The sequence below is a fragment of the Sulfurihydrogenibium sp. genome (assembly GCF_027448985.1).
GTDB lineage: Bacteria > Aquificota > Aquificia > Aquificales > Hydrogenothermaceae > Sulfurihydrogenibium.
The window spans coordinates 1-8,347 of sequence record NZ_DAIDMN010000063.1 but is presented as its reverse complement, the minus strand read 5'-3'; the positions used below and the strand labels follow the sequence as shown (position 1 = coordinate 8,347).

At 32.9% G+C, this 8,347-nt stretch carries 8 protein-coding genes and 1 pseudogene; 5 read left to right on the top strand and 4 right to left on the bottom strand.

What is annotated here, in order from left to right; all coding sequences use genetic code 11:
* From NE054_RS06050 to NE054_RS06035, 4 genes and pseudogenes are all read right to left on the bottom strand, one after another.
* Nucleotides 1–196, bottom strand: a pseudogene (locus NE054_RS06050) (cytochrome C); the annotation flags it as partial.
* A 56-nt stretch (nucleotides 197–252) separates the two neighbouring features.
* Nucleotides 253–1,434, bottom strand: coding sequence for a formate-dependent phosphoribosylglycinamide formyltransferase (gene purT / locus NE054_RS06045; RefSeq protein ID WP_297889824.1), 1,182 nt, complete (start codon nucleotides 1,432–1,434; stop codon nucleotides 253–255).
* Nucleotides 1,435–1,449: 15 nt separating this feature from the next.
* Nucleotides 1,450–1,950, bottom strand: a complete 501-nt coding sequence (locus tag NE054_RS06040; RefSeq protein WP_297889822.1) for a DUF3592 domain-containing protein — start codon at nucleotides 1,948–1,950, stop codon at nucleotides 1,450–1,452.
* A gap of 93 nt (nucleotides 1,951–2,043) precedes the next feature.
* Nucleotides 2,044–2,394, bottom strand: a complete 351-nt coding sequence (locus tag NE054_RS06035) for a rhodanese-like domain-containing protein (protein WP_297889820.1) — start codon at nucleotides 2,392–2,394, stop codon at nucleotides 2,044–2,046.
* Nucleotides 2,395–2,514: 120 nt separating this feature from the next.
* Between NE054_RS06035 and NE054_RS06030 the strand changes: the two genes are divergently transcribed.
* The 5 genes from NE054_RS06030 to NE054_RS06010 all read left to right on the top strand — a co-directional run.
* A complete protein-coding gene (locus NE054_RS06030) occupies nucleotides 2,515–5,007 on the top strand; it encodes a sugar phosphate nucleotidyltransferase (protein WP_297889818.1) in 2,493 nt (830 codons plus the stop codon).
* A 38-nt stretch (nucleotides 5,008–5,045) separates the two neighbouring features.
* Nucleotides 5,046–5,525: a DUF29 domain-containing protein gene (locus tag NE054_RS06025; protein ID WP_297889817.1), complete on the top strand. Its 480-nt coding sequence runs from the start codon at nucleotides 5,046–5,048 to the stop codon at nucleotides 5,523–5,525.
* Entirely contained in the window at nucleotides 5,522–7,558 is a 2,037-nt protein-coding gene (locus NE054_RS06020; RefSeq protein ID WP_297889816.1) for a glycoside hydrolase family 57 protein, read from the top strand. Before NE054_RS06025 ends, NE054_RS06020 begins: the two co-directional genes overlap by 4 nt.
* Nucleotides 7,555–7,818, top strand: coding sequence for a hypothetical protein (locus tag NE054_RS06015; protein WP_297889815.1), 264 nt, complete (start codon nucleotides 7,555–7,557; stop codon nucleotides 7,816–7,818). The genes NE054_RS06020 and NE054_RS06015 overlap by 4 nt, the downstream gene beginning before the upstream one ends.
* Nucleotides 7,815–8,347 (top strand): nucleotidyl transferase AbiEii/AbiGii toxin family protein (locus NE054_RS06010; RefSeq protein WP_297889814.1); only part of this gene is annotated, 533 nt, incomplete at its 3' end. The genes NE054_RS06015 and NE054_RS06010, both read left to right, overlap by 4 nt.

Below are 8,347 nucleotides of genomic sequence, written 5' to 3'. Positions count from 1 at the left end.
CTTCCTGAGGTTTTTGTTCTTGAGGTTTAGCTGTTTCTTGATTACTTACCTGTTGAGGTTGGGCTGTTTCTTGAGCCGGTTGTTGTGTCTGAGCTGGAGCTTGTGGTTGATTTTCTGATGTTTCTTCCTTCTTAGAACATCCTAAAATTACAGCAACAGATAAAACTGCCACGGAAAATATTTTAATTTTTTGCATCTTAAAAATCCTCTCTTTTAATTTTTCTTAATATAATAATAAACCTATTTTTTATTTTAATCAACTTCAACTTTAATTAGTTCTGCAGCTTTTTTAGCTTTTTTTCTGGCTTCTTCAACTGTTTGACCGGTTGCTAAGGTTATACCCATTCTTCTCTTTGGTCTTGTTGTCGGTTTTCCAAAAATCCTTACTTTCGTGTCTTCTATCTCTAAAGCTTTTTCTACACCTTTGTAAAGTGGTGCTACTCCGTAATCTTTTGCATGGAAACAGTATGAAGCTGAAGGGGATAGTAGTTTGATATTAATAGGAAGTCCTAAAATTGCTCTTAAATGTATTTCAAATTCTGACATGTTTTGGGATATTAACGTTACCATTCCTGTATCGTGGGGTCTTGGAGATATTTCATTAAACCAAACTTCATCCCCCTTAACAAACATCTCACATCCAAATATTCCGTATCCACCTAACTCATCTGTTATTTTTTTTGCAATATCTTTTGCTTTGTTTAAAGCTGTTTCTGACATTGGATGAGGTTGCCAACTTTCCCAGTAATCACCTTCTACCTGTATGTGTCCTATCGGCTCACAGAAGAGTGTTCCTTGGTTTTTTGTTCTTACCGTTAAGAGTGTTATTTCGTAATCAAAATTAATAAACTCTTCTATTATTACTTGGTTTCCTTTACCTCTGGCATTTTCTTGGGCATAGTACCATGCTCTGTCTATTTCATCAAGGCTTTTAACTACCGATTGACCTTTTCCAGAAGAGCTCATTACAGGTTTGACAACACATGGAAGTCCTATTTCTTGGACTTTTTTTCTGTAGGTTTCTATATCAGATGCAAAAGCGTATTTAGATGTTTTTAGTCCAACTTTTTCAGCTGCAAGTTTTCTGATACCTATACGGTTCATTGTGTACTTTACTGCAGTAGCACACGGTACAACAGTAAAACCTTCTTTTTCTAAATCTACCAAAGCATCTGTGTCTATAGCCTCTATCTCCGGAACAATAAAATCTGGTTTTTCTCTGTAAACAATATCTTTTATCTGTTTTCCATTTTTCATATCTATAACGTAGTATCTATGAGCCACCTGTTGAGCTGGAGCATTTTGATAGTTATCAACTGCTATAACTTCGATTCCCATCCTCATAGCTTCTATAACGAACTCTTTACCAAGTTCTCCACTACCAAGTAAAAGTATTTTTGTCCCATTCGAAGATAAAGGAGTCCCTATTATCATCTTAAACCTCCGGATTTATTCAAATAAATCGTGTAAAAGGCTTTTTATTTTATGAGCCAAAAAGTTGGTATCAAAACCCAAGTTATGAATTTCTATAAAAGTTTGATATAAGAAAGGGAGCATTATACCTATTAAAGCAATTATCATTACAACTAATCCAGCATGTACCGATTTTTTTAGTACACTTTCAGAAGGATTAAAAGGGTTGTAATAAACATTGACATTTTCTGATGTAAACTCGTTGATTATTTTTGAAGCTGTATTTTTGTCTGTTTCAAAAGGTGTAATAAAAATTCTGTCTGAAATATATTCTTTATCATCAACAGTGTACTTGTATTTTATAACTGGTTTGTAAGTTTCGTATTTTATAATTTCTTGAACTCTTTCTACTTTTTTTTCTAAGATTTTTCCTTGAGTTTTTTTCCAGAAAAAATAACGAAAGTACTTGTATAAAACAAAAATAGTCAAAATTGAAGCAAAAATTATGTATGCTGTGTAAAGTACAACCGGATTCATATCTCCTATTTATTGTAAAAAATTTTTCTATAAAAATAATACCACACTATTTTTTAAATCTAAAAAATACAAAGCCCTCTTTCGTTGCGTAAATTAATATTTTGGTACGGTTGGGTCTATTTCGTCAGACCAAGCTAAAATTCCACCTTCTACGTTTTTTACCCTTGTAAAACCATTTTGTAAAAGCCATAATGTCGCTTGGAGGCTTCTGTTTCCACTTCTACAAAATACGTATATGTCTTTGTCTTTTGGAAGGCTGTTTATCACTCTTGGCAAACTCATAAGTGGAATAAGCATAGCTTCCTTTTCTTTTATTCTTGAGTAGTTGTACTCTTGTGGCTCTCTCACATCTAAAAGTATAAAATCTTCACCTTTGTCTATCTTTTCTTTTAACTCTTTTACAGATATGTGTATCTTTTTATAAGTTTCTTTGTCTAAGAACATTTATTTTTTCCTCCGGATATAAAGATATTAAAATATTTTAATACACACACAAAAAAGAAAACATGAAAAAGCTCATTCTTTTAGTTATAATTATTGTCTATTAAAGTAAGGGGGAAAAATATGAAAGCTGTTATAATGGCAGGTGGATTCGGTACAAGGATACAACCTTTAACCAACAGTATTCCAAAGCCTATGCTTCCTATACTTAACAAACCTATGATGGAACATATAATAAAAAAGGTCAAATCTGTAGGTATAACGGAAGTAGTAATTCTTTTATATTTCAAACCTGAAGTCATTCAAAACTACTTTAAAGATGGAAAAGATTTAGGAATAAAAATAAACTACGTCCTTCCGGATGATGACTACGGAACAGCCGGAGCTGTAAAGAAGGCTTCAAAATATCTTGATGAAAGATTTTTAGTTATCAGTGGAGACCTTGTAACAGATTTTGATTTGAAAGAGATTATAGGATTTCATCAAGCTGTAAACTCAAAGCTAACCATAACACTTACCTCTGTGGAGGACCCTCTTCAGTTTGGTGTAGTTATAACGGATAAAGATGGGAAGATAATCAGATTCTTGGAAAAACCCGGATGGGGAGAAGTTTTTAGTGATACGATAAACACAGGTATTTACGTTATAGAACCTGAAATATTAAACTACATTCCGGATAACATTCCATTTGATTTCAGTAAAGACCTATTTCCAAAACTTATGAAAGAAGGAGTAACACTCTACGGTTACAATGCAAAAGGATATTGGAGAGACGTAGGTAATCCGGAAAGTTATAGAGAAGTAAACAAGGATATTCTGACAGACAAGGTCAAACTTGATATAGAAGGGGAAAGAGTAAAACTACAAGGAGGCGTTTTGTACACAAAAACTTTGGATTTACCAAAAGACTTATCCATATCCGGAAAAGTTGTTTTAGACGAAAATGTGAAAATAGGAAACAACTGCTACTTAGAAAATGTAGTGATAGGTAAAAATACACAAATATCAGACAACGTTTACCTGAAAGACTGTGTAATATGGTGGGACTGTAAAATATCAGACGGTAGTAAAATTGTCAACGCTGTGTTGTGTAATAACGTAGATATAGGTAAAAATGTAAAAGCAGAACACGGTGTTATAATTGCAGAAGGAACGGAAGTGAAAGACAACGTCCATTTTGAAAAAGATGTAATAATATGGCCAAACAAACTAATAGAGGAAGGAGCTATAATAAGTAGCAATCTAATATGGGGAGATAAATGGAAAGCTTCCATATTTGAAGGTTCAAAAGTAGCCGGAAGAACAAACATTGAACTTTCCAACGAGATGGCAGCAAAGTTGGCTGCAAGCTTTGGGTCTATACTGCCAGCCGGAAAAACAATTTTAATGTCAAGGGATTACCATAGAGCATCAAGAATGCTAAAAAGGTCTTTCTTAGGTGGATTACTCGGAGCCGGACTTGATGTAATAGACTTAAAACTCATACCTTTACCTGTTATGAGATACCTACTATCAAAAAGTGATGCGGTAGCAGGTGTTCATTTTAGACAATCACCAGATAACCCATCTATCACAGAGATACTATTTTTCGACAGTAAAGGGCTACCCATAGACACAAACACAGAAAAATCAGTAGAAAGAATATTTTTCAGAGAAAACTTTAGAAGAGTAAACTACAACCAAATCGGAGAAATAAAAGATGACCCGATGGCTACTAAGTCCTACAAAGAAAAATTTTTATCCTTGATTGATAAGGAAGTTATACAAAGCCAAAAATTTAAAGTAATAGTGGACCTTCTAAACGGCTCTACAACTGTTGTATATCCGGATATAATAAACACATTTTCCATAGAGAATATAATACTAAACGCATACTTTGACGAAAAGAAACTATCACAAATATCAACACTTCACAAAAAATCAGCAGATGAAATATCAAAAATGGTTAAAGTTTTATCACTTGACTGTGGATTTATAATGTATCCAAACGGTCAAAGATTGGTTATAGTCTCAGACGAAGGAGAGATTTTAAGCCACGAAACAGCCTTACTGTCAATACTGTATCTCATTGATAAAACGGTAAACAAACAAGTTAAAGTTTACCTGCCTGTTTACGTACCTGAGGTTATGGACGAGATGTTTGAAAACTTGATAGTAGAGAGAGGAAAGTTCATAGGATTAAAACACAACTTCCTAAAAGATTACTACTTCTTTGCAAATCTTGAAGGAAATTACACATTTACAGATATGTCCTTTAGCTACGACGGAATGTTTACATCTATAAAACTTCTGGAGATGATGGCAAAAACCAAAACCAAACTATCTCAAATTCAAAAGGTAATTCCGCCCCATACATTTATTCATAAAGTGGTAGCCTGCCCTTCAAACCTAAAAGGAAAGATGATGAGAAAATTTACAGAAGAGGCAATAGGAAAAGAAGCGTCTTTTATAGATGGAGTAAAAATATTCATAGATAAAAGAAGTTGGGTACTTATGATACCTGACCAGTATTCGGATAATCTTCATCTGTACGTAAACTCGGACAATCCGGATAAAGCAAAAGAGATTGTAGATACGTACATAGAAAAAATCAACGGCTGGATAGAAGAAAAATAAGCGATAAATTGTTAGAAAAACCCAAAGGAGTAACAGCTATGCTACAAACGAAAGAAGATTTAAAGAAACTTTACGAAAAGGATTACTACGGTTGGATTTTAGAGAATATAAACCTTCTAAAAGAAAAAGACTTTGAAAACTTAGATGTTGAAAATCTGATTGAGGAGCTTGAAGGAATGTCTAAGTCTGTTGAAAGAGAGTTAATCAGCTATCTATCAAGACTTATGGTTCACATTTATAAATGGGAAAACTTTCCAAATCTAAGGTCTAAAAGCTGGAGAAACAGCATAATATTTTCTCAGGAGAAAATCTATCAAATCTTAAAGAAAAACCCATCTTTGAAACATAAAATAGATGCATGTCTCTTAGAAGGATGGCAAGATGCAAGATTTTGGATTGGGAATGAAACGGACAAAGATATTGAAGACCTGCCAAAAGAAAACCCATATACCTTGGATTACATAATGAATTACAACCCAAAGAAAGAAGATATAGCAAGTTGGCCTTACAACAGATGAAAAAGTTATACCTTTGTTTTTTATGGCATATGCACCAGCCTTACTACAAAAACCCATTTACAAACCTTTTTGAAATGCCTTGGGTTTTTCTACACGCTATAAAAGATTACTACGAGATACCTTGGTACTTGTCAAAGTACAACATAAAAGCAACCTTTAATCTTGTACCTTCTTTACTTGAGCAAATTCAAGAGTATATACAAAATCCGGATTCATGCTACTTCTTAAAAACTATAAAAAAGCCTGTAGATACACTTACCGAAAATGAAAAATCCTATCTAAAAGATTTTCTATTCAGCGCAAATCTAAACACTATGATAAAACCATTAGAAAGATACTATCAACTTTACCTAAAAAAACACTCTACAGACTCTAAATTCACAAATCAAGAGTTGATAGATTTAGAAGTTTTATTTTTACTCTCTTGGAGTGGAAACTACTTAAGAGAAAATAACAAGGTTGTAAAAGAACTTTTACAAAAGAAACATACATACACGGAAGAAGAAAAGTATCAACTGATTACTACTTTAACAGATTTTCTAAAAGAAATAGTACCACTTTATAAAAAACTTTGCGAAAAAGGACAGATAGAAATATCCACAACACCTTACTACCATCCTATCTTACCTTTACTCATTGATATCAACTCTGCAAAAGAGAGTTTACCAAACATAGAACTACCAAAAATAAAATCCGGATTTAAAGACGATGCGGATATACAAGTAAAAAAAGCGGTAAATTTTTACCGTAATATTTTTAATAAAAGTCCTGATGGTTTTTGGCCTTCAGAAGGTAGTATCAGCAACGGTACTTTAAAACTTTTCAAAGAGAACAACATCAAATGGACAGCTTCCGATGAAGATGTATTATTTGGTAGTTTAAACGACAGGAATTTAGAAAATATTTACAAAGTGTACGATTATGATGGAGTTAAGATATTTTTCAGGGACAAGTACCTGTCTGATGCTATAGGGTTTAGGTACCAAAACTCAGACCCTGCTATAGCGGTTAAAGATTTCATATCAAGATTAAGACATATATATGAAAAATCCAACTATAATCCGGTTGTAAGTGTGATATTGGATGGAGAGAATGCTTGGGAGTTTTACAAAAACAATGGTAAAGATTTTTTTGATACTTTATACCAAGAGTTATCAAACCAAGAATGGATAGAAACTATCACATTCTCAGAAGTATTAAAAAAAGATATAATCATGGAAAGATTAGGTAGTATAAAAGCCGGAAGTTGGATATACGGAAATTTTTCTACTTGGATAGGTCATCCGGAAAAAAACACAGCTTGGGAGTATCTATCAGAAGCCAAACAGATATTAGAATTTGAAAAAGATAACAAAAATTACAAAGAAGCTAAAAACCACCTTTTGATAGCGGAAGGAAGTGATTGGTTCTGGTGGTATGGAGATGACCACTTTAGCCATTATGCAGACAGATTTGACCTTCTATTTAGACTCAATCTACAAAAAATTTACACATTACTTGAAAAAGATATACCATCAAAACTTTTAAAACCTATAAAAAAACTCTTTAAAGAACCTATAATAAAAGAACCTTCTGGATACATAAAACCAAAGATAGATGGTTTTGTATCAAACTACTTTGAATGGTTATCATCAGGAGAAGTTGACCTTACTTTTGATATGTCTTCAATGTCTTTTGATACAGTTTTAAAAAAACTGTACTACGGCTACGATGAAGATTACCTGTACCTAAGGTTGGACGGTAAAGTGGAAAGTATCACAGATAAAGGCTACACTCTAAAAATATCCATACTATCCACATGTGAAGTGGAGTTTAACCTTCCAATCAAATCTCAGTTGTTAGAAGAAAACGGTATAAAAATATCAGCAAACAAAGTTATAGAAGTTGCAATACCTTTATCCTTGTTTGAGTGTAGAAATTTCGATATATCATTCACACTGTTAAAAGACGGTACCGTGGTAGAAAAACTACCCATCTACAACGTTTTGAATTTAGACATATCAAAAGACTTTACATACGACTGGATGGTATGATGAGTAAAGTACAAACCATTGTAAACATACCTTTTAAAGAGAACCTTTCAGATGACATCCTTGCAGATGCTATCAAGTCGTTTAAAGATTTTCCTGACGAAAGGATGGAAATTTTATTTACAGAAGTTCCTTTATCAGATTTGATTAAGTGGTGTATAGAAAAAGATATACCCCTTGAAACTCTAAAAGATTATTACGATAGATTTATCAGGAAAAAAGGATTAAGTAATCCAAACTTGGAGGAGTTCTTTACTTTATGAAACATTGGAAAGAACTTCTTAAAACTGCATACGATATTTTAAGTGAGGCTAAAATAACTGAGGAAGACTGGACTTTTGGCGGTGGAACTGCATTAGCATACTATTACAACCATAGAGAAAGTAAAGACATTGATATATTCTTTCACGATGCCCAACTGTTGACCTTTGTATCTCCACGATTAAACAGTAAAGCAGAAGGTATAGCAGAAAGCTATACAGAGCAATCAAACTTTTTAAAAATATACATAAACAGCCAAGAAATTGACTTTATTGTTGCACCTAACTTAACAGGTATAAAACCAAACTTAGAAATAATAAACGGTATGAAAGTTTTTGTAGATAATCCGGTTGAAATTGTTACAAAAAAACTTTTTTACCGTCCGGAAAGCCTAAAAATAAGAGATATCATAGATACCGTAATAGTTTATCTTAACAACAGGAATCTGGTAGATATTCTAAAAGCAAAAAAAATAAGGATAAATGCAGATTTAATAAAAATGAGGTTAAAGATTATCAAAGGCTCTGATTA

Coding starts and splice junctions, on each gene's coding strand:
- NE054_RS06040 (WP_297889822.1), bottom strand. CDS start 1,950: ATGAATCCGGTTGTACTTTACACAGCATACATAATTTTTGCTTCAATT.
- purT (WP_297889824.1), bottom strand. CDS start 1,434: ATGATAATAGGGACTCCTTTATCTTCGAATGGGACAAAAATACTTTTA.
- NE054_RS06030 (WP_297889818.1), top strand. CDS start 2,515: ATGAAAGCTGTTATAATGGCAGGTGGATTCGGTACAAGGATACAACCT.
- NE054_RS06035 (WP_297889820.1), bottom strand. CDS start 2,394: ATGTTCTTAGACAAAGAAACTTATAAAAAGATACACATATCTGTAAAA.
- NE054_RS06025 (WP_297889817.1), top strand. CDS start 5,046: ATGCTACAAACGAAAGAAGATTTAAAGAAACTTTACGAAAAGGATTAC.
- NE054_RS06020 (WP_297889816.1), top strand. CDS start 5,522: ATGAAAAAGTTATACCTTTGTTTTTTATGGCATATGCACCAGCCTTAC.
- NE054_RS06015 (WP_297889815.1), top strand. CDS start 7,555: ATGATGAGTAAAGTACAAACCATTGTAAACATACCTTTTAAAGAGAAC.